The organism is Staphylococcus caprae, from assembly GCF_003966625.1.
In the GTDB taxonomy this organism is placed as follows: Bacteria; Bacillota; Bacilli; order Staphylococcales; family Staphylococcaceae; genus Staphylococcus; species Staphylococcus caprae.
This window is the reverse complement of sequence record NZ_AP018587.1, coordinates 1,762,555-1,785,622: the sequence shown is the minus strand read 5'-3', so window position 1 is coordinate 1,785,622 and position 23,068 is coordinate 1,762,555. Positions and strand designations below refer to the sequence as shown.

At 33.9% G+C, this 23,068-nt stretch carries 21 protein-coding genes; 20 read left to right on the top strand and 1 reads right to left on the bottom strand.

Annotated features, from left to right (window positions below; translation table 11 throughout):
* Positions 1-10: 10 nt before the first annotated feature.
* The 18 genes from JMUB898_RS08450 to JMUB898_RS08365 all read left to right on the top strand — a co-directional run bounded on the left by JMUB898_RS08450 (position 11) and on the right by JMUB898_RS08365 (position 19,937).
* Entirely contained in the window at positions 11-301 is a 291-nt protein-coding gene (locus JMUB898_RS08450) for a YggT family protein (protein WP_002442431.1), read from the top strand.
* A gap of 148 nt (positions 302-449) precedes the next feature.
* The gene (locus JMUB898_RS08445; protein WP_002442434.1) at positions 450-1,229 is read left to right on the top strand and encodes a YlmH family RNA-binding protein; all 780 of its coding nucleotides are present in this window, start codon (positions 450-452) and stop codon (positions 1,227-1,229) included.
* A 28-nt stretch (positions 1,230-1,257) separates the two neighbouring features.
* The gene (locus JMUB898_RS08440) at positions 1,258-1,911 is read left to right on the top strand and encodes a DivIVA domain-containing protein (protein ID WP_037541381.1); all 654 of its coding nucleotides are present in this window, start codon (positions 1,258-1,260) and stop codon (positions 1,909-1,911) included.
* 342 nt (positions 1,912-2,253) lie between these two features.
* The gene (gene ileS, locus JMUB898_RS08435) at positions 2,254-5,004 is read left to right on the top strand and encodes an isoleucine--tRNA ligase (protein ID WP_002442438.1); all 2,751 of its coding nucleotides are present in this window, start codon (positions 2,254-2,256) and stop codon (positions 5,002-5,004) included.
* A 312-nt stretch (positions 5,005-5,316) separates the two neighbouring features.
* Positions 5,317-5,676, top strand: a complete 360-nt coding sequence (locus tag JMUB898_RS08430) for a DUF3139 domain-containing protein (RefSeq protein WP_044466290.1) — start codon at positions 5,317-5,319, stop codon at positions 5,674-5,676.
* 323 nt (positions 5,677-5,999) lie between these two features.
* Positions 6,000-6,797 (top strand): VOC family protein, encoded by a 798-nt coding sequence (locus tag JMUB898_RS08425; RefSeq protein WP_002442444.1) that lies wholly within the window; start codon positions 6,000-6,002, stop codon positions 6,795-6,797.
* Between the two features lie 175 nt (positions 6,798-6,972).
* The gene (gene lspA, locus JMUB898_RS08420; protein WP_002442446.1) at positions 6,973-7,449 is read left to right on the top strand and encodes a signal peptidase II; all 477 of its coding nucleotides are present in this window, start codon (positions 6,973-6,975) and stop codon (positions 7,447-7,449) included.
* A 12-nt stretch (positions 7,450-7,461) separates the two neighbouring features.
* Positions 7,462-8,379 (top strand): RluA family pseudouridine synthase, encoded by a 918-nt coding sequence (locus JMUB898_RS08415; protein WP_002442448.1) that lies wholly within the window; start codon positions 7,462-7,464, stop codon positions 8,377-8,379.
* Between the two features lie 475 nt (positions 8,380-8,854).
* Positions 8,855-9,382 (top strand): bifunctional pyr operon transcriptional regulator/uracil phosphoribosyltransferase PyrR, encoded by a 528-nt coding sequence (gene pyrR / locus JMUB898_RS08410; protein WP_002442450.1) that lies wholly within the window; start codon positions 8,855-8,857, stop codon positions 9,380-9,382.
* Between the two features lie 232 nt (positions 9,383-9,614).
* Positions 9,615-10,922: a uracil-xanthine permease family protein gene (locus JMUB898_RS08405; RefSeq protein WP_002442452.1), complete on the top strand. Its 1,308-nt coding sequence runs from the start codon at positions 9,615-9,617 to the stop codon at positions 10,920-10,922.
* Between the two features lie 26 nt (positions 10,923-10,948).
* On the top strand, positions 10,949-11,830 hold the full coding sequence (locus tag JMUB898_RS08400; RefSeq protein ID WP_002442454.1) for an aspartate carbamoyltransferase catalytic subunit: 882 nt from the start codon (positions 10,949-10,951) through the stop codon (positions 11,828-11,830).
* A gap of 18 nt (positions 11,831-11,848) precedes the next feature.
* Positions 11,849-13,126, top strand: a complete 1,278-nt coding sequence (locus JMUB898_RS08395; RefSeq protein ID WP_002442456.1) for a dihydroorotase — start codon at positions 11,849-11,851, stop codon at positions 13,124-13,126.
* Positions 13,127-14,227 (top strand): carbamoyl phosphate synthase small subunit, encoded by a 1,101-nt coding sequence (locus JMUB898_RS08390; protein WP_002442458.1) that lies wholly within the window; start codon positions 13,127-13,129, stop codon positions 14,225-14,227.
* Positions 14,220-17,393 carry a carbamoyl-phosphate synthase large subunit gene (gene carB, locus JMUB898_RS08385; protein ID WP_126501975.1) on the top strand — a complete coding sequence of 1,058 codons (3,174 nt, stop codon included), beginning with the start codon at positions 14,220-14,222 and terminating at the stop codon, positions 17,391-17,393. The genes JMUB898_RS08390 and carB overlap by 8 nt, the downstream gene beginning before the upstream one ends.
* A gap of 34 nt (positions 17,394-17,427) precedes the next feature.
* The gene (gene pyrF, locus JMUB898_RS08380; RefSeq protein WP_002442461.1) at positions 17,428-18,120 is read left to right on the top strand and encodes an orotidine-5'-phosphate decarboxylase; all 693 of its coding nucleotides are present in this window, start codon (positions 17,428-17,430) and stop codon (positions 18,118-18,120) included.
* On the top strand, positions 18,121-18,732 hold the full coding sequence (pyrE, locus tag JMUB898_RS08375) for an orotate phosphoribosyltransferase (protein WP_002442463.1): 612 nt from the start codon (positions 18,121-18,123) through the stop codon (positions 18,730-18,732).
* Between the two features lie 28 nt (positions 18,733-18,760).
* The gene (locus JMUB898_RS08370; protein WP_044466288.1) at positions 18,761-18,985 is read left to right on the top strand and encodes a hypothetical protein; all 225 of its coding nucleotides are present in this window, start codon (positions 18,761-18,763) and stop codon (positions 18,983-18,985) included.
* A gap of 550 nt (positions 18,986-19,535) precedes the next feature.
* The gene (locus tag JMUB898_RS08365) at positions 19,536-19,937 is read left to right on the top strand and encodes a VOC family protein (RefSeq protein ID WP_002442468.1); all 402 of its coding nucleotides are present in this window, start codon (positions 19,536-19,538) and stop codon (positions 19,935-19,937) included.
* A gap of 61 nt (positions 19,938-19,998) precedes the next feature.
* On the opposite strand, the gene JMUB898_RS08360 is transcribed toward JMUB898_RS08365, so the two are convergent.
* Complete coding sequence (locus tag JMUB898_RS08360; RefSeq protein WP_002442469.1) at positions 19,999-21,696, bottom strand: Rqc2 family fibronectin-binding protein; 1,698 nt, start codon at positions 21,694-21,696, stop codon at positions 19,999-20,001.
* 362 nt (positions 21,697-22,058) lie between these two features.
* Here JMUB898_RS08360 and gmk point away from each other — a divergent pair, with 362 nt between their 5' ends.
* Entirely contained in the window at positions 22,059-22,682 is a 624-nt protein-coding gene (gene gmk / locus JMUB898_RS08355) for a guanylate kinase (protein ID WP_002442471.1), read from the top strand.
* Positions 22,682-22,894: a DNA-directed RNA polymerase subunit omega gene (gene rpoZ / locus JMUB898_RS08350; RefSeq protein WP_002442473.1), complete on the top strand. Its 213-nt coding sequence runs from the start codon at positions 22,682-22,684 to the stop codon at positions 22,892-22,894. The genes gmk and rpoZ overlap by 1 nt, the downstream gene beginning before the upstream one ends.
* Positions 22,895-23,068: the final 174 nt, after the last annotated feature.

Here is a 23,068-nt window from a genome sequence, read left to right as displayed (position 1 = left end):
GAGTTAAATTATGGATATCGGTTTGCTTAGTACAATATTCCGATTTATTTTATTCTTAGTACAAGTTTATTATATAGGAATGATTGTTTATTTCTTCACTTCTTGGGTTCCTAGTATCAGAGAATCTAAAGTTGGAGAATTTTTAGGGAAGATTTATGAACCCTTCCTAGAACCTTTCAGAAAAGTTATTCCACCCATTGGATTTATAGATATTTCTTCAATTGCGGCAATCATTGTATTAGTTTTATTCCAACGTGGATTATTAATGATCTTTAATATCATTCTTACACATATGGCTTAACTTGAAGCGTCTTCTAATATAATATACATGTAGTAAACGAGGCAAAGTATACAACAACTTTGACCTCGTTTTTATCATGTACATGTTTGAACATTTCAAATTATATATGTAATCAATCCGTTTCAGAAAAATAATAGAACGGTAGGAGGTGTTTGTCATCGATATATATCAACACTTTAGAAATGAAGAGCAAGAATTAATTGATCAATTGATGGATAAATGCGAACAAGCGGATAGTCATTATGCACCGGTGCTTACAGCATTTTTAGATCCGAGAGGGCAATATATATTAGAAGTAATTGTAGGAAGTTATGAAGATTTAAATGTGACTTATAACGGGGGACCACATGCTGAAAGAAAACGTGCTATCATTGCACCTTCCTATTATGAACCACAAGAAGAAGATTATGAAATTTCGCTCCTTCAAATAGATTATCCAGAGAAGTTTGTGAATATACAACATCAACACGTACTTGGAACATTAATGTCATTGGGGATTGAAAGAGATCAACTTGGTGATATTATGATAGGTGATGAGATACAATTTATTTTGACAAAGCGTTTAGAATCTTATATCATGTTTGAACTAACGCGTATCAAAGGCGCCACAGTTAAACTTAATTCTATTCCTATAAAAGATATGATACAATCAGAAGAGAATTGGAAAATTCAAAGCGCTACTGTGAGTGCGTTGAGATTAGATGTTGTATTAAAAGACATGATACGTAAATCTCGAAATATAGCGAAACAATTAATCGAAAAGAAAAGAGTCAAAGTGAATCACACGATTGTAGATACACCTGACTTTCAATTAGAGAAGAATGATTTACTTTCTATCCAAGGATTTGGTAGAGCCCAAATCACAGAAATTGGTGGAAGAACTAAAAAAGATAAATTACACATTACCTATCAAACATTATTTAAATAGTATAGTGATGAAACAAGGAGGATATCACATGCCTTTCACACCAAGTGAGATTAAGAATAAAGAGTTTACACGAGTGAAGAACGGTTTAGAACCTACTGAAGTGGCAAATTACTTAGATCAATTAAGCAATGAAATTGAACGCCTTAAAGAAGATAAAAAGCAACTTGAAAAAGTAGTTGAAGACAGAGATACAAATATTAAATCTTATCAAGATGTTCACCAATCTGTAAGTGATGCTTTAATTCAAGCACAAAAAGTAGGAGAAGAAACTAAACTTGCAGCGACTAAAGATGCTGAAGCAACACTAGCTAAAGCACAAGTTCAAGCTGATAAAATTGTGAATGAAGCTATTGAAAAAGCACGTCGTCTTTCATTCCAAACGGAAGACATGAAACGTCAATCTAAAGTGTTTAGATCTCGTTTCCGCATGTTAGTGGAAGCACAACTTGATTTACTTAAGAGTGAAGATTGGGATTATTTATTAAATTATGATTTAGATGCTGAACAAGTGACTTTAGAAGATATTCATCATTTAAATGATAATGATTTAACACCTGAAGAACGTGCAATGAAAAATAGTCAATCAGATGCGCAAGTTAATCATAATGAATCAACATCTGAATCAGCAAATGCTTCAGATTCTCAATCAACATCATCAAATTCAACTTCAAACAACCAATAATGGATTTGAGGCAAGGTTGATAGGTAACAGGATAGTTTTTATAAAAAAGATGCATGTTCAGTTGCCTTGTTAACTTATTTGTTATAAAAATGCATTTTCTAAATAACAATTTATTGATATGATATAGAAAGACAGACGCGTAAGAAGCAGTTAACATATTCCAGCGAGTTAGGAAATGGTGAGAGCCTAACATCATGTTTGTTTCTTATATCACTGGCTTTTATTTTTAATATGCTTTAAGAGAGAACTCTAAGTTGAGTTAAACAGGGTGGTACCGCGGTTAAGCCGTCCCTGTTGATTGAACTTAGAGTTCTTTTTTTATCATAAGAAGGAGTGAACAGAATGAATTACAAAGATACTTTATTAATGCCCAAAACTGACTTTCCAATGAGAGGTGGTTTGCCTAATAAAGAACCTCAAATTCAGGAAAAATGGGATGCTGAAGATCAATATCAAAAAGCATTAGAAAAGAACAAAGGAAATCAATCTTATATTCTACATGATGGCCCACCATACGCTAATGGTAGTTTACATATGGGACATGCACTTAACAAAATTATTAAAGATTTTATCGTGCGTTATAAAACGATGCAAGGTTTTTATGCACCATATGTTCCAGGATGGGATACACACGGTTTACCTATTGAACAAGCCTTAACTAAAAAGGGTGTAGATCGTAAAAAAATGTCTATTGCTGAATTCAGAGAAAAATGTAAAGAATTCGCACTTAAACAAGTTGATATTCAAAAGAAAGATTTCAAACGCTTAGGTGTGCGTGGTGATTTTAATAATCCTTATATTACACTCACTCCTGAATATGAAGCGGCACAAATTAGATTATTCGGTGAAATGGCAGATAAAGGTTTAATTTATAAAGGTAAAAAACCTGTATATTGGTCACCTTCAAGTGAATCTTCATTAGCAGAAGCGGAGATTGAATATCATGATAAACGTTCTGCATCAATTTATGTAGCGTTTGACGTTAAAGATGATAAAGGTGTCGTAGATCCAGATGCTAAGTTCATTATTTGGACAACTACGCCATGGACAATTCCATCAAATGTTGCCATTACAGTTCATCCAGAACTTAAATACGGTCAATACAATGTTAATGGACAAAAATACATTATTGCGGAAGCATTATCTGAAACAGTAGCAGAAGCTTTAGAATGGGATAAAGAATCTATTCAACTTGAAAAGGAATTTACAGGTAAAGAATTAGAATATGTAGAAGCACAACATCCATTCTTAGATCGTGTGTCACTTGTTATCAATGGTGATCATGTCACAACTGATGCAGGTACAGGTTGTGTTCATACTGCACCTGGACACGGGGAAGATGACTACATTGTTGGTCAAAAATATGAATTGCCAGTGATTAGTCCATTAGACGACAAAGGAGTATTTACTGAAGAAGGCGGACAATTTGAAGGTATGTTCTATGATAAAGCCAATAAAGCTGTCACTGACCTTTTAACTGAAAAGGGCGCACTGCTTAAATTGAACTTTATTACTCATAGTTACCCACATGATTGGCGTACTAAAAAACCTGTCATCTTTAGAGCAACACCACAATGGTTTGCTTCAATTAGTAAAGTAAGACAAGATATTCTTGATGCGATTGAAGATACTGATTTCAAAGTCGATTGGGGTAAAACACGTATCTATAATATGATTCGTGACCGTGGTGAATGGGTAATTTCTCGTCAACGTGTATGGGGTGTTCCATTACCAGTATTCTATGCTGAAAATGGAGACATCATCATGACGAAAGAAACAGTCAATCATATTGCTGATTTATTCGCAGAACATGGTTCAAACATCTGGTTTGAAAGAGAAGCAAAAGATTTATTACCTGAAGGATTTACGCATCCAGGTAGTCCAAATGGTGAATTTACTAAAGAAACAGATATCATGGACGTATGGTTTGACTCTGGTTCATCTCACCGTGGCGTGCTAGAAAATCGTCCTGAATTAAGCTTCCCAGCTGACTTATACTTTGAAGGTAGTGACCAATATCGTGGTTGGTTTAACTCTTCAATCACTACTGCAGTTGCAACAAGAGGTCAAGCACCATATAAATTCTTATTATCTCACGGTTTCGTAATGGACGGAGAAGGTAAGAAAATGAGTAAATCACTTGGTAACGTTATCGTTCCAGACCAAGTAGTAAAACAAAAAGGTGCAGATATTGCGCGATTATGGGTAAGTAGTACAGATTATTTAGCTGACGTACGTATCTCTGATGAGATTTTAAAACAAACATCTGACGTATATCGTAAAATCAGAAATACATTAAGATTTATGCTAGGTAATATTAATGACTATAACCCTGAAACTGATCGTATTCCTGAAAATGATTTATTAGACGTAGACCGTTATTTACTTAATCGTTTACGTGAATTTACTGCAAGTACAATCAATAATTATGAGAATTTCGATTACTTAAATATCTATCAAGAAGTTCAAAACTTCATTAACGTTGAATTAAGTAACTTCTACTTAGATTATGGTAAAGACATCCTTTATATTGAGAAAAAAGATTCTCACAAACGTCGCAGCATGCAAACAGTGTTATATCAAATTTTAGTTGATATGACTAAATTACTCGCTCCAATCTTAGTACACACTGCTGAGGAAGTATGGTCACATACGCCTCATGTTAAAGAAGAAAGCGTTCATTTAGCTGACATGCCAGAAGTGGTTGACGTTGATAAAACGTTACTTGATAAATGGAATACTTTGATGGATTTACGTGACGATGTAAACCGTGCGCTAGAACAAGCGCGTAATGAGAAAGTGATTGGTAAATCACTAGAAGCTAAAGTTATTATCGGTAACAACGAATCCTTTAAAGCTACAGAATTCTTACAAGAATTTAATGATCTTCAACAATTATTCATTGTCTCTCAAGTAGAAGTTGTTGATACAGTTGAAAATGGCACTTCATACAAATATGGTGACATTCGTATTGAACATGCTGAAGGTGAAAAATGTGAAAGATGTTGGAACTATAGCGAAGAATTAGGTTCCGTAGGCGAACTTGATCACCTTTGCCCACGTTGCCAAGAAGTAGTTAAAACGTTAGTTTAGTATTCCTAATTTGATAGGTTATTGTTCAAAAATAAGGGCACAAACGCTGTGATATAGGCGTTTGTGTCTTTTTTATGAGTTGATATATTGAAATTTTTCAAGGAATCAGTTCGGGTTGGCTCCTACGTTTGAGCGTCTATAGAGTCTGTTATTAAAATTGAACCTCACAATAAACGAATGATTAATTTTTTATTTTGTATACTTTGCAACCTCTTATTATTTGAACATTTTCTTTAATACTTATATCGTGAAAGAAAACCAATAATTAATTTTACTAAATATTAAAGAATAAAATGTTTGAAGGAGGTTAAAATGAAAAAAATATTTAAAATTTTAGGACTTGTAGTAATTGTTTTAATAATTGTTGTAATATTAGTTGGTATAGGAATACATATGTATAAAAAACATGAAGAACACGAAGAAAACAAGCTTAATCAAAGAGTTCATCGTATCTTTAAACATAAAGGTTGGGAAGAAAAAATTAAAAAAGAAGAAAACATTCATACATTTAATACTGGATATAATGATTTAGAGGTCACTTTTAAAGATGAACCTTATAACACATATACTTATTCTCTTGACGAAGGAAATAGAGTGACGGGAGATGCTGTTTTAAAAGATAAATATGATAAAAAACCGAAACATTATAAAAAAGAATATGAGTTAAAATAAATGCAAATAGCCGATGAGGTTGGGACTTCAAAAATAATTTTTGATAAAATGTATTTTTGTCCTACGCTCATTGGCTTCTTTTTTATAGTTGGTCAAAGATTCTATGACAAAGAATATTAGATCTATTTTATTGACAATACAAAGTCATCTAAGTGAATCTCTTAATTTCAAATTCTCTAACATTTCAAAAATCTTTTAAACAAAATATTTTAAAGCAAAAATTTGAATTTATGTGTAATTTTAGGCATAATATTAAAAATATGATAATAGTGAAGTCATTGTTTTACATATAAAGAGTGATTGGAAATTGAGAGGATAGTAGGATGTTTCATAGTAAAGATGCACATTTTGTTAATGGTGTAACAATAAATATAAAAGATAAGCAAGTGATTAAGGCATTTTATGAAGAAGTTTTAGGATTTAATCTTGTTAACGAATCTATGACGACTGTTCAATATGAAGTTGGCCATGCGAATCAATATATTACATTTAATGAAATTCATAATGGAAGAGAACCTTTAATGTCTGAAGCTGGGCTGTTTCATATAGGAATCTTGTTACCAGAGCTATCTTCATTAGCTGATTTATTAGTACAATTAAGTGATTTTGAAATACCTGTAAATGGTGGGGAGCAAAGTGTAGGTACAGCATTGTTTATTGAAGATCCAGAGGGTAATTCATTAAAATTTTATGTTGATCATGATTTTGAATTTTGGAATTATGATGAAGACCACAGAGTGAAAATGGATATTATTCCTGTCAATGTGCCTAGATTATTAAAAGAAGTTTCTGACGAAGGATGGCAAGGTATACCAGATGAGGCCAAATTAGGCTCCTTGCATCTCAAGACGATTAGAATTTCAGAAATTAAATCATACTATCTTAATTATTTTGGTTTAGAGGAATCAGCATACATGGATGATTATTCTCTATTTTTAGCTTCAAATCATTACTATAATCACTTAGCAATGAATCAATGGTTATCTGGGACAAAACGCGTAGATAATGAGAATACTTACGGTTTGGCGATGATAGATTTCCATTATCCAGAAACTACACACAAGGATTTAAAAGGGCCAGATGGTTTATATTTCAGATTTAATCGCATCACAGAACAATGAATATAAGCACTGAAATCATAGGCTTCCCTGATAACTTTATCCATGAAAAGGTGGGACGACAAAATTAATTTTTCTGAATTATATTTCTGGCCCATTACCTTTTTTTATACCATTGAGTAGGATATAATATTAGGTGTTGTCAAAAAGGGACGTTGTATTGAATGGAGGCACATGAATGAAAAAGAAATATTATATTGGAATCTCACTTCTTATAGCAATTTTAATCATTATTTTTGACCAGGTTTCAAAATGGATCATAGCTACTTCAATGAAAATAGGTGATTCCTATGAAGTTATTCCTCATTTTTTAAATATTACTTCACATAGAAACAACGGAGCTGCTTGGGGAATCTTGAGTGGTAAAATGGGATTTTTTTACATTATCACTTTAGTTATTTTAGTCGTTCTCGTGCTGTTTTATATTAAAGAAGCTAAATATAATTTATTTATGCAAGTTGCAATTAGTTTATTATTTGCAGGTGCATTAGGTAACTTTATCGATCGCGTTTTTAATGGTGAGGTTGTCGATTTTATAGATACATATATTTTTGGATATGATTTTCCTATTTTTAATATAGCAGATTCTAGTTTAACGATAGGTGTGATTTTTGTCATTATTGCACTATTGAAAGATACCACTAAAAAGGGATAAGGAGGTTCACACTTGGAAACATATGAATTTAAGATTACCGATGAAAGTCAAGTCGGTCAACGTATAGATAAACTATTATCTGAAATGAATGATGAGTGGTCACGTAGTCAACTTCAAGATTGGATTAAAGAAGATTTAGTTAAAGTAAATGATAAAGTGATTAAATCCAATTATAAAGTTAAATTGAATGATCATATTATTGTCACGGAAAAGGAAGTCGTAGAAGCGGATATTCAACCAGAAGATTTAAACTTAGATATCTATTATGAAGACGAAGACGTGGCGATTGTGTATAAACCTAAAGGGATGGTAGTTCATCCTTCACCAGGTCATTACACAGGTACATTGGTAAACGGTTTGATGTATCAAATTAAAGATTTATCAGGAATTAATGGTGAAATTCGTCCAGGTATTGTGCATCGAATTGATAAAGATACATCAGGTTTATTAATGGTTGCTAAGAATGATATTGCGCATCGTGGTTTAGTTGAGCAACTCATGGATAAAACTGTTAAACGTAAATATACAGCTTTAGTACATGGGAATATTCCGCATGACTATGGTACTGTAGATGCACCAATAGGTCGAAATAAAAATGATCGTCAAGCAATGGCTATTGTAGACGATGGCAAAGATGCGGTCACACACTTTAATGTATTAGAACATTTTAAAGATTATACATTAATTGAATGTGAATTAGAAACTGGCCGTACACATCAAATTCGTGTGCACATGAAATATATAGGTTTCCCACTTGTTGGAGACCCTAAATATGGTCCTAAGAAAACATTAGATATTGGTGGACAAGCCTTACATGCAGGTGTAATTGGATTCGAACATCCAGTCACTCATGAATACATTGAAAGAAGTTCAGAATTACCAAAAGAATTTAAAGATTTATTAGAAGATATTCGACGAAGAGATGCATAAATGTAAATAAATGGTTTAAGATGGTTTCAAATTAGAAATTGTCTTAAGCCATTTTTATTTATCGTATACTTTCATTCACATGTATTCTTTTGCCATTAGAAACGCCATTGATACACATATTTAGATTTTGACGACAATTTATAAATTAATGTGCGCTTATTCTAATCGTTTTAGAGAATGTATTGACTTATTTCTTAAAAAGCTTTAAACTTATAACAGTTTAAATATAGAAAAGCGTAGTCTTTAATTGAAAGTCCAGAGAGGCTTCGAAGACATGATAATTAGGAATAAGTATACATTTAAAGGGATTTCGTTATAGAATGCAACCAACTGTATTCAATCTCAACGAAATTCTGTAACTATATATAAAGAAATTTCATTAACGATAAGTTATTTAATTTCTTTAAGTGTAACCTTAACCTCATGTCTTTATTAAAGATATGGGGTTTTTTCACATTTTAAAAGAGGTGAAACGATGTCACAACGAGTCATTTTAGATGAAGCTGCAATACAACGTACTATCACTCGAATCGCACATGAGATTTTAGAGTATAACAAGGGCACTGATAATTTAGTGCTTTTAGGTATAAAAACGCGAGGTGCATTTTTAGCAAATCGTATCCAAGATAAGATACATTCTATTGAGCAACAAGTTGTGCCAACTGGAACAATTGATATCACACATTTTCGTGACGATATCGACAATGTCTCTCAGCAATCAGACATCAAAGCTTTTGATATCGATATAGATATTACAGACAAAGTTGTGGTCATTGTTGATGATGTGTTATATACGGGTCGTACTGTGAGAGCTTCACTAGATGCTATACTCTTACATTCTCGGCCGGTCAAAATTGGACTTGCAACACTCGTCGATCGAGGGCATCGAGAACTACCTATTCGAGCAGATTTTGTAGGAAAGAATATACCAACTGCACGAGATGAATCCGTTTCAGTTTATTTAGATGAAATTGATGATCAAAATGCAGTCATAATTGAATAATATCCCTTTTAAAGCAGTACGAGAGACTGAAAAAGGTGAAGTTAATAAGTTAAGTAACGGTAAATAAATGATGTAAGCATCAACAAATGAAACGTTATTTAATACATGCTTAACGGAATACTTCATTAGAAATGTGGTGGGCGAATGAACAATTCGCTATATATCCATTTCGCTTTAGTCTCTTTGCATTCACTGATGTAAAGAGATTTTTTTATGAAAGGAAATGAAGAACATGGAAAATGAACAAATGTTTGAGCGTACCGTTAAACCGGTGCTTGATGTCAGAGACAAACCAAAACCAACACAATGGGCATTCTTAAGTTTACAACACTTATTTGCGATGTTTGGTTCAACCGTATTAGTACCATTCTTAACGCATCTACCTATATCAGCAGCATTACTTGCGTCAGGTATTGGGACGCTGATTTACATATTGATAACTAGAGCAAAGATACCCGCTTATTTAGGTTCAAGTTTTGCCTTTATCACACCTATTATTACAGGTTTAAGTACGCATAGTTTAGGTGACATGCTCGTAGCGTTATTTATGAGTGGATTGATGTACGTCATCATCGGATTATTTATTAGATTAAGTGGCACAGGTTGGTTAATGCATTTGTTACCACCTGTTGTAGTAGGACCAGTCATTATGGTTATCGGACTAAGTTTGGCACCGACAGCTGTCAATATGGCAATGTTTGAGAATTCTGCAGACATGAAAGGTTATAATTTAAGTTATTTACTTGTAGCAATGATTACGTTGATTGTCACAATCGTGGTACAAGGCTTCTTTAAAGGATTTTTATCACTCATACCTGTATTGATTGGAATCATTGTAGGTTATATCGTCTCTATATTTATGGGCTTAGTTAAATTCGCACCCATCGCTCAAGCTAAGTGGTTAGATTTTCCACATATTTATTTACCATTTAAAGATTATACGCCATCCTTCCATTTAGGATTAGTACTTGTCATGATTCCGGTAGTATTCGTTACAGTAAGTGAACATATCGGACATCAGATGGTGATTAATAAGATTGTTGGTCGTAACTTTTTCAAAGATCCTGGGTTAGATAAATCAATTATTGGTGATGGTATTTCAACTATGTTCGCAAGTATTATTGGTGGACCGCCAAGTACAACTTACGGTGAAAATATCGGCGTACTCGCCATCACTAAAATTTATAGCATCTATGTCATTGGTGGTGCAGCAGTTATCGCCATCGTGCTTGCATTCATAGGTAAATTTACAGCATTGATTTCATCCATTCCTACACCTGTCATGGGAGGTGTGTCAATCTTACTCTTTGGAATTATTGCAGCAAGTGGTTTACGAATGATAGTTGAAAGTAACGTTGATTTTTCAAATAACCGTAACTTAGTTATCGCTTCCGTAGTTCTTGTAGTAGGTATTGGAAATTTACTGATTAATTTAAAAGGAATCGGCGTTAATTTGCAAATTGAAGGTATGGCACTATCCGCACTTTCTGGAATTATTTTAAATTTAATTTTGCCAAAAGATAAAAAAGAAGAAAATTAAGATTTAATCCATTAGGAGGGCGCTTTATGAAAAATTTATTATCAATGGAACACCTATCAACAGAGGAAATTTATGATTTAATCACTACAGCTAGCAAATATAAATCAGGAGAAGAAGCATTACCTCAATTCAACGATAAGTATGTGTCTAACTTATTCTTCGAGAATTCAACAAGAACAAAATGTAGTTTCGAGGTAGCTGAAAAAAAACTAGGATTAAACCTTATCAGTTTCGAGACTAGTACCTCTTCTGTTAAAAAAGGAGAATCCTTATACGATACTTGTAAAACTTTAGAAAGTATTGGTGTGGATTTATTAGTCATTCGTCACTCACAAAATGCGTATTATGAGGAATTAGAAAATTTAAACATTCCAGTTGCAAATGGAGGAGACGGAAGCGGACAACATCCTACTCAAAGTTTGCTAGATATTATGACGATTTATGAAGAATATGGTTCTTTTGATAATTTAAATATTTTAATTTGTGGAGATATTAAGAATTCACGTGTCGCAAGAAGTAATTATCATAGTTTGAGAGCACTAGGTGCAAATGTGATGTTCTCTAGTCCTGAAGAATGGGTAGATGATACATTAGAGGCACCATACGTTAATATTGATGATGTGATTGAACAAGTGGACATCGTCATGTTACTTAGAGTTCAACATGAAAGACACGGTATTGCAGGTGAAGCAAATTTTGCTGCTGAAGAATATCATCAACAATATGGGTTAACTCAGGCAAGATATGATAAATTAAAAGAGGAAGCCATTGTTATGCATCCTGCTCCAGTGAATCGGGGAGTTGAAATAAAGAGTGATTTAGTAGAAGCTCCTAAATCTCGTATTTTTAAACAAATGGAAAATGGTATGTATTTAAGAATGGCAGTCATTAGCGCGCTTTTAAAATAGGAAGGGGTTATTTTTAATATGAAATTAATCAAAAATGGAAAGATCTTAAGAAATGGAATCTTAAAAGATACTGAGATTTTAATTGATGGTAAACGTATTAAAACAATTAGTAGTAAAATCAATTCATCATCACCAAATATTGAAGTGATTGATGCTAAAGGTAATTTAATCGCACCAGGATTTGTTGACGTGCATGTTCATTTACGTGAACCAGGTGGGGAACACAAAGAAACAATTGAAACTGGTACGAAAGCAGCAGCTAGAGGTGGGTTTACTACTATATGCCCAATGCCTAATACAAGACCAGTACCAGACTCAGTTGAGCATGTTAAAGAATTAAGAGAACGAATTTCTGAGACAGCTAAAGTACGTGTGTTACCTTACGCGTCTATCACTAAAAGACAAGCAGGTAAAGAACTTGTAGACTTTAAAGAGTTAGCACTTGAAGGCGTCTTTGCATTTACTGATGATGGTGTAGGTGTTCAACAAGCAAGTATGATGTACGCGGCTATGAAACAAGCAGCTCGAGTTAAAAAACCAATTGTAGCCCATTGTGAAGATAATAGTTTAATTTATGGTGGAGCAATGCATAAAGGTAAACGTAGTGAAGAATTAGGTATCCCAGGTATTCCTAACATTGCGGAGTCAGTTCAAATTGCAAGAGATGTGTTATTAGCTGAAGCGACAGGTTGCCATTACCATGTATGTCATGTTTCAACTAAAGAAAGTGTTCGTGTGATTAGAGATGCTAAGAAAGCAGGCATCCATGTAACTGCCGAAGTCACTCCACATCACTTACTTTTAACTGAAAATGATGTACCAGGTGACGATGCGAATTATAAAATGAATCCACCTTTAAGAAGTAAAGAAGATAGAGAAGCATTATTAGAAGGTTTATTAGATGGCACAATTGATTGTATTGCTACTGACCATGCGCCTCACGCAAAAGAAGAAAAAGATCAACCAATGACACAAGCGCCATTTGGTATTGTCGGAAGTGAAACAGCATTTCCATTACTTTACACTCATTTTGTAAGAAGAGGTAACTGGTCACTTCAACAATTAGTCGATTATTTCACAATTAAACCGGCGACAATTTTCAATTTAAATTACGGTAAATTGCATAAAGATAGCTATGCAGATTTAACAATTATTGACTTAAATAGCGAAAAAGAAATCAAAAGTGAAGATTTCTTATCTAAAGCTGATAATACGCCATTTATTGGTCGTAAAGTATACGGCAATCCAATATTAACAATGGTTAAAGGTGAAGTAGTATTTGAGGAGGACAAATAGATGCTTGAAAAACGTTATCTTGTACTGGAAGACGGCTCTTATTATGAAGGATATCGCCTAGGTTCTGATGATTTAACAATAGGTGAAATCGTATTTAATACTGCAATGACGGGGTATCAGGAAACAATTTCTGACCCCTCATATACAGGTCAAATCATCACATTTACATATCCATTAATTGGAAACTACGGTATTAACCGTGATGATTTCGAATCTTTAACACCGACATTGAATGGTGTAGTAGTGAAAGAAGCAAGCACACATCCTAGCAATTTCAGACATCAAAAAACATTACACGAAGTACTTGTTCAATATCATATTCCTGGCATTTCTGGAGTGGATACAAGAAGTATCACACGTAAGATTCGCCAACATGGTGTGTTAAGAGCTGGATTTACAGACAATAAAGATGACATTCATGCACTTGTTGAACATTTAAAAACTGCTGAACTACCTAGAGATGAAGTTCAAACAGTATCAACGAAGACACCTTATGTTTCAACAGGTTCAGATTTAAGCGTCGTATTGCTCGACTTTGGTAAGAAACAAAACATTGTTCGTGAGTTAAATATGCGTGGTTGTAACGTAACGGTTGTGCCTTATAATACGACGGCAGAAGAAATTTTAGGTATGTCTCCAGATGGCGTCATGTTATCAAATGGTCCTGGAGATCCCGATGAAGTTGAAGTCGCAATCGAAATGATTAATGGTATTTTAGGCAAAATTCCTTTCTTCGGTATTTGTTTAGGACATCAACTTTTCGCATTATCTCAAGGCGCCACTTCCTTCAAAATGAAGTTCGGACATCGTGGTGCTAATCATCCTGTTAAAGATTTACGAACAGGTAAAGTTGATATTACAAGTCAAAACCACGGCTACTCTATCGACCGTGATTCGCTTAAAGATACTGATTTAGAAGTGACACACATTGCACTTAATGATGGAACTGTTGAAGGATTAAGACATAAACAATTACCTGCATTTTCAGTTCAATATCACCCTGAAGCAAGACCGGGACCAAGTGATTCAAACTATTTATTCGATGAGTTTATAACAATGATGAATGAATTCAAAGAAAAGGAGCGTCATTTAAATGCCTAAACGCGATGATATTCAAACAATTTTAGTAGTAGGTTCTGGACCGATTATTATTGGTCAAGCTGCAGAGTTTGACTATGCAGGTACACAAGCATGTCTTGCTTTAAAAGAAGAGGGGTATCGAGTTATCTTAGTGAATTCCAACCCTGCAACCATTATGACCGACAAAGAAATCGCAGATAAAGTCTACATCGAACCATTAACACATGACTTTATCGCTCGAATCATTCGAAAAGAACAACCAGACGCATTACTACCTACATTAGGCGGTCAAACTGGCTTAAATATGGCGATACAACTACATGATAGTGGCGTGCTCGCTGCTAATAATGTCAAACTTTTAGGAACAGAACTAGAATCAATTCAACAAGCGGAAGACCGTGAAATGTTCAGAACATTAATGAATGATTTAAATGTACCAGTACCTGAAAGTGATATTGTTAATACAGTAGAACAAGCCTTTGAATTTAAAGAACAAGTGGGATATCCATTAATCGTACGACCTGCGTTCACTATGGGTGGTACTGGTGGCGGTATCTGTTACAATGATGCTGACTTAAAGGAAGTAGTAAGTAACGGATTACATTATAGTCCAGCCACACAATGTTTAATTGAAAAATCTATCGCAGGATTTAAAGAAATTGAATATGAAGTGATGCGTGATAAAAATGATAACGCAATAGTCGTATGTAATATGGAAAATATTGACCCAGTTGGTATACATACAGGTGATTCGATTGTAGTTGCACCAAGCCAAACATTGTCAGATGTAGAATATCAAATGCTACGTGATGTATCGTTGAAAGTGATTCGTGCTTTAGGTATTGAAGGAGGATGTAACGTCCAACTTGCGTTAGATCCACATTCTTTAAATTATTATATTATTGAAGTAAACCCTCGTGTGTCACGTTCTTCAGCTTTAGCTTCTAAAGCCACAGGTTATCCTATTGCGAAATTAGCAGCTAAAATTGCTGTAGGTTTAACTTTAGATGAGATGTTGAATCCGATAACTGGTACATCATATGCAGCCTTTGAGCCGACGTTAGATTATGTAATCTCTAAGATTCCACGTTTCCCATTCGATAAATTTGAAAAGGGTGAACGTGAGTTGGGTACGCAAATGAAAGCTACTGGTGAAGTTATGGCCATCGGACGTACATATGAAGAGTCACTATTAAAAGCGATTCGTTCTCTAGAGTATGGTGTTCATCACCTCGGTTTACCAAATGGAGAAAGCTTTGATTTAGATTACATTAAAGAACGTATTGGTCATCAAGATGATGAACGTTTATTCTTTATTGGCGAAGCCATTCGTAGAGGTACGACTTTAGAAGAAATTCATGAAATGACTAAAATCGATTACTTTTTCTTAAATAAATTCCAAAATATTATTAATATCGAACATGAATTAAAAGAACATCAAGGCGATTTAGAATATCTTAAATATACGAAAGATTATGGCTTTAGTGATAGAGTCATCGCGCATCGTTGGGATATGAACGAAGAAGAGGTTTACCAATTACGTGTGAAAAATGACATTAAACCAGTGTATAAAATGGTTGACACATGTGCGGCAGAATTTGAATCTACAACACCTTATTATTACGGAACTTATGAAACTGAAAACGAATCAATCGTGACTGATAAAGAAAAAATACTTGTATTAGGTTCTGGACCAATTCGAATTGGACAAGGGGTAGAATTCGACTATGCCACTGTACATGCTGTATGGGCGATACAAGAGGCCGGCTACGAAGCTATTATTGTAAATAATAACCCTGAGACAGTTTCAACTGACTTTTCAATCTCAGATAAATTATACTTTGAACCATTAACTGAAGAAGATGTCATGAATATCATTAATTTAGAACAACCTAAGGGTGTCGTTGTGCAATTCGGCGGTCAAACAGCGATTAATTTAGCTGATAAACTTGCGAGACACGGCGTTCAAATCTTAGGAACATCATTAGAAGATTTAAATCGAGCTGAAGATAGAAAAGAATTTGAAGCACTATTACGACAAATTTATGTTCCACAACCACAAGGTAAAACATCAACATCACCTAAAGAAGCACTTGAAAATGCGCGTGAGATCGGTTATCCGGTTGTTGTTCGTCCATCATACGTATTAGGCGGACGTGCAATGGAAATCGTTGATAACGACCAAGAATTGGAAAATTATATGACGCAAGCGGTAAAAGCAAGCCCTGAACATCCAGTTCTCGTTGACCGTTATTTAACTGGTAAAGAAATAGAAGTAGACGCTATTTGCGATGGGGACACAGTCATCATCCCTGGTATCATGGAACATATTGAACGTGCAGGTGTGCATAGTGGTGACTCAATTGCCGTTTATCCACCACAAACACTGACACAAGAAGAAATCGAAACACTTGAAGATTACACGATTAAATTAGCCAAAGGTTTAAACATTATTGGTTTAATTAACATCCAATTTGTTATCGCACATGATGGTGTATATGTGTTAGAGGTTAATCCTCGTTCGAGTCGTACAGTACCATTCTTAAGTAAGATTACTGACATTCAAATGGCACAACTTGCTATGCGTTCAATCATGGGTGAGAAACTTGACCAATTAGGCTATCAACAAGGTATCCAACCTTACTCAGAAGGTGTCTTTGTTAAGGCTCCGGTATTCAGTTTTAATAAGTTGAAGAATGTGGACATAACGCTTGGACCTGAAATGAAATCTACTGGTGAAGTGATGGGTAAAGACCTTACTCTTGAAAAGGCGCTATTCAAAGGGCTTACAGGTAGCGGTGTAGAAGTTAAAGATCATGGTACTGTATTGATGACAGTAAGTGACAAAGATAAAGATGAAATTGTGAAAATTGCACATCGCTTAAATGAAGTAGGTTATAAAATCTTAGCTACTAAAGGTACTGCAGACAAACTTAAATCAAATGATATTCCTGTTGAAGTTGTAGGAAAAATTGGTGGCGAGGATGACTTACTCACTCGAATACAAAATGGTGAAGTTCAAATTGTTATTAATACAATGACTAAAGGTAAAGAAGTTGAACGTGATGGCTTCCAAATTCGTCGTACGACTGTTGAAAATGGGGTGCCTTGTTTAACTTCATTAGATACTGCAAGCGCATTAACTAATGTGATTGAAAGTATGACGTTTACAATGAGAAACATGTAACGTTAAAGAATGAGCGATTGAAGGAGCAATTTAAATGAGAAATTTACCAATCATCGCGTTAGATTTTAAATCTGCTGAAGAAGTTAATACATTTTTAGATCAATTCGACGAAGAGTTATGTGTCAAAATTGGTATGGAATTGTTTTATCAAACTGGACCTGAATTTATCCAATCTCTTAAGAAGAGAGGGCATGATATTTTTCTAGATTTAAAATTGCATGATATTCCCAATACAGTCAGTAAAGCAATGGAAGGATTGGCACGTTTAGATGTGGATTTGGTCAACGTCCATGCTGCTGGTGGATTGAAAATGATGGAAGAGGCTAAAAAAGGTTTAAGAAAATATAACCCTGATACTAAAATTATTGCAGTGACACAATTGACTTCAACCACAGAAGCACAATTACGTGAGGAACAAAATATTCAAACTAGTATTGAAGAAGCAGTACTTCATTATGCACGCCTTACACATAAAGCTGGGTTGGATGGTGTCGTGTGCTCACCGCTTGAAGCAGAATTAATTTCACAGGAGTTAGGTCCTGAATTTATGAAAGTAACGCCCGGAATTAGACCTAAAGGTGCTGCGCAAAATGATCAACAACGTATCACAACCCCGGAAGATGCTAAAGTCTTAGGTTCTACACACATTGTTGTTGGCAGACCTATTACTCAAAGTGATGATCCAGCATCAAGCTATCAAAATATCAAAGAAAGTTGGTTAGGTTAAATGGCTAAAGAAATTGCAAAAGCTTTATTAGATATAGAAGCGGTCTCATTATCTCCTAATGATTTATATACATGGAGTTCTGGGATTAAATCCCCAATTTATTGTGATAATCGTATCACGTTAGGTTATCCTTTAGTTCGTAATGCGATTAGAGATGGATTAGCGCGCTTGATAGAGAAACATTTTTCTGAAGTGGAAATTGTCTCAGGAACAGCGACTGCAGGTATTCCTCATGCTGCGTATCTTTCTGAAAAAATGGAATTACCTATGAACTATGTACGTTCGAAAAGTAAAAGCCATGGTAAGCAAAACCAAATTGAAGGTGCAAAAAGTGAAGGTAAAAAAGTCGTTGTCATTGAGGATTTAATTTCCACAGGTGGTTCTTCAGTTACAGCTGTTGAAGCTTTAAGAGACGCAGGCGCTGATGTATTAGGCGTTGTAGCCATTTTCACATATGGATTGAAAAAGGCAGACGATGTATTTAAAGAAGCGGGTATACCTTTCTATACTTTAAGTAATTATAATGAATTGATTGAGGTTGCTAGAGAAGAAGGGAAAATTTCTGAAGAAGATATTCAGACTTTAGTTGATTGGAGAGACAATTTAGCATAATATATGTTTATATAAAGGGGGAAAGTAAATGGCTCATAACAATGATAATAATCACATGTACATCATTATGAAACATTGTAATGAATTTTTAGAGAGACAAGATGATTATAGAACCCCGAAAACTGTAAAAAGTGTGGATGAAAGCATCCAAAATTTTTCTGAATCTAAATCAATAGATGACGATGCTTTTACGCACTCAGGTGATATATTTAAACGTGCTAAAGAAAATTTACGTCATAAAGGTCAATTATAAATGTAAATAGAAATTAAAAAGGAGGCTGAGATAAAAATGATATCTCAGTCTCCTTTGATATATTGGCAGTAAATACTTGTATTGAACGTGAATTTATATCAAGATTCTCTCGGTTCTAAACATTCTTGCTGTCTGGGCACTAGTATAGAGAGTTACTTTTTAAGAAATTCTGCAGATAATACAAGTTGGATGCAGAACAATGAAAATAATTTTACTAAATAATATTTCTGTCCTACTCACAATCATCGGATAAAAACTTTAATCAGTAACCAACCAATGAGTAAGACAATTAATAAAATTAATAAAGGTAAACCATAGTGAATAATCATAGTAAATCATGCCTCCTTATGAAATGTTTCTATATTTAAATTTAATATGTGATGAAAGAATTAAATTAATTGATATAAATGTAGTGATTCTATTATAGATTTTAAAATTTGCGTTGTAGCTTTACGATATTCTACATTGTAAGAGTTATCATGTTAAAATAATATACGAGATACTTAAATTGGTAAAGTAATTAAAATATATAAACTAGGGGAGATACAAAGTGGAAATACCTAAAATTACTACATTTCTAATGTTTAATGATCAAGCTGAAGAAGCAATTCATCTATATACAAGTTTATTTGAAGATAGCGAAATATTAACTATGGTGAAATATGATGAAGATGGTCCAGGTACACCTGGAACAGTTCAACATTCCATATTTACATTGAATGGACAAGTTTTCATGGCGATTGACGCTAATAATGGAGAAGAGTTACCTATGAATCCTGCGATGTCATTATATGTCACTGTTAAGGATGCGATGGAAATGGAACGCTTATTTAGTGGCTTGAAAAAGGAAGGCGCTATCTTAATGCCTAAAACAGAGATGCCACCATTTAGAGAATTTGCGTGGGTACAAGATAAATTCGGCGTAAGTTTCCAACTCGCATTACCAGAATAAATCAGCAATTTAAAAAATTCCGTATGGCACACTATGACAGAGCCATACGGAATTTATTTTTTTATGATTCTTTCATTTGTTGTATTTTGTCATAATCAGGCGTTGCGTATAACGTTTTTTGATTATCATATGTTACAAAGCCTGGTTTTGCACCTGAAGGTTTATGAACATTTCTAATTTCTGTATAGTCAACTGGTATTTGACCTGAATTTCCCGCTTTAGAAAAGTAACCCGCTATCATTGCGGCTTCTTTGATTGTCTCTTCGCTCGGATGATTATTTAATATGACAACGTGAGAACCTGGTATATCTTTAGTATGGAACCAAATGTGAGATTTTTGAGCTTTTTTATTAGTTAAATAATCATTTTGCTTATTATTTTTACCTACTAAAATTGTGTCGCCATCACTTGAACGATAAGTTTGTAATTTGATTTGAGCATTTTTCTTCTTTTTATGATTTTTACGTTGTTTCATAAAGCCTTGATCAGCTAATTCGTCACGAATATCATCTATGTCATCAACAGTAATATGATCTAGTTGTTGTTCAATATTAGAAAAATAATCAATGTTTTCTTTTGTTAATTGAATTTGATGATCAAGTTCGTGTTCACGTGTTTTAAGACGATTATATTGTTTGTAATAATACTGTGCGTTGACTGATGGTGATTTAGTTGGGTTAAGTGGAATTGTAACTTCTTCTCCCGTGTAGTAATTTAATGCTGTTACCGACTCATCGCCTTGTTTAATTCGATAAATATTCGCTGTAATGAGTTCGCCATAAAGTTGCTGGGTTTCTTTATCTTTAGCGCTTTCGTATTCGTCTATTAGTTTGCTCAATTTATTTTGCTGTTTCTGTAATTGCTGTTGCACAAATCTTACTAAATCATTGGCACGTTGTTTGACACGTTCGCGCTCTCCTCGAGCATCATAATAACGATCGAGTAAATCATTAAGAGAGTCATACTGTACTATATCATCGTAAAATTGATTGAGTTTCATAAAATAGAAATCTTCTTTACCTGTTTCATGATTCTTATGGAAAAGGGGAACTGGCGCTAATAGCGTTTCTGCCATCACTTCATCATAAGCTTCAGGCAATGTGTCTTGTGTCATAAATTGTCGACGACTGACTATTTCATTTGTTATAAGCGGACTAAAACCTTCAAATGTATTTAATAATTGTTTTGAAATTTTACCTGAATTAAAATCAATATATTTTAATGCTTCTTGACCTGAAACCTCATATGGATTTAATTTATTTTGGCTTGGTGGAGCTTCATATTCAAAACCGGGCATTACAGTACGATATTGATTTGTATTTGGTGTGAGATGTTTAAAACCTTCTATGATTTTGCGATTTTCATCCACTAGTATAAGATTACTGTGTTTACCCATGATTTCTAAAATAATTGTTCGATACATTGTATCGCCAATTTCGTCCTTACTTTGAACGTCTATTTCTACACGACGGTCATTACCGACTTGTCGTATATTTTGTATAAAGCCACCTTCAAGATGTTTACGAAACACACGTGCAAACATAGGTGGGTCAAATGGGTTGTCATATTTTTTATTAGTAATTTGTAATCTTGAAAAGCTTGGATGTATAGATAAAAGTAACTGATGATTTTTACGATTTTGTCGTACTACAATAATTATTGTATCGTTTTCTGGTTGATTAATTTTATGAATGCGACCTGAAACTAAATCTTGTAGTGATTCGATCATCTTTTTAGTAAATAAGCCATCGTATGCCATAACTATCTGCCACCTTAAAATTTTTCATTCATCATATTGTAACATGCGTAAACAGTATGGTCATTGTTAAAGTATTGATATAAGTATGCTGTTTTTAAAAATAAAAGGATCACATTAACTAAAGTTAATGCATTAAGGAGTACTAATTATCTTTCAGAAAATAAAAAGGATTACATTAACTGGAGTTAATGCATTAAGAGTCACTAAATGATTAACATCAATTTTTAAGGTTTACATTAACTAAAGTTAATGCATTAAGGAGTACTAATTATCTTTCAGATAAAAGTACTCCTATACATTCATTAGTTTGGTATGATATTATATTTAAATAATAGAAGAATAGCTTAGAGAGGTCGTAAGGCATGGATAATGAAAAAGGATTGCTAATTGTTCTTTCAGGTCCTTCTGGTGTTGGTAAAGGAACTGTAAGAAAAAAGATTTTTGATGATCCCACTACTTCATATAAGTATTCTATATCAATGACAACTCGTAACATGCGCGAAGGTGAAGTTGATGGTGTAGATTACTTTTTCAAAACGAAAGAAGAATTTGAAGCGTTAATTAAGGACGATCAATTTATTGAATTTGCGGAGTACGTTGGAAACTATTATGGTACACCAGTTCAATATGTGAAAGATACTATGGATCAAGGTCATGATGTGTTCCTAGAAATTGAAGTTGAAGGCGCAAAGCAAGTTAGAAAGAAATTCCCTGATGCACTGTTCATCTTCCTTGCTCCGCCAAGTCTTGACGACTTAAGAGAGCGCTTAGTTGGAAGAGGTACTGAATCAGATGAGAAGATTCAAAGCCGTGTTAATGAAGCGCGCAAAGAAGTAGAAATGATGAATCTTTACGATTACGTAGTAGTCAACGATGAAGTTGAACTTGCAAAGAATCGAATTCAGTCTATCGTAGAAGCTGAACACTTGAAAAGAGAACGTATCGAAGCTAAATATAGAAAAATGTTATTGGAGGCAAAAAAATAATGTTAAATCCACCGTTAAATCAACTTACTGCTAAAATTAATTCTAAATATCTTATTGCGACAACTGCTGCTAAAAGAGCACGTGAATTAGATGAAAAACACGAAACAGCACTTTTAGAAAACTATCATTCAGCTAAACCTGTAGGTAGAGCTTTAGAAGAAATCGCTGACGGTAAAATCGTTCCTGTTATACCTGAAGAGTATTTAGGTTAAGATTGATATTTTCAACTTATTATTTTGACACACCTTATTGAGGACACATGTTTTAGATATGTGATCCATAAATTGAATAAGGTGTGTTTTTTTAATAATGAAACGCATTTGTGTATAATTAAATTAAATTTAAAGTACGTTATTACGCACTAAATGAACAAGAATTTTAAATTC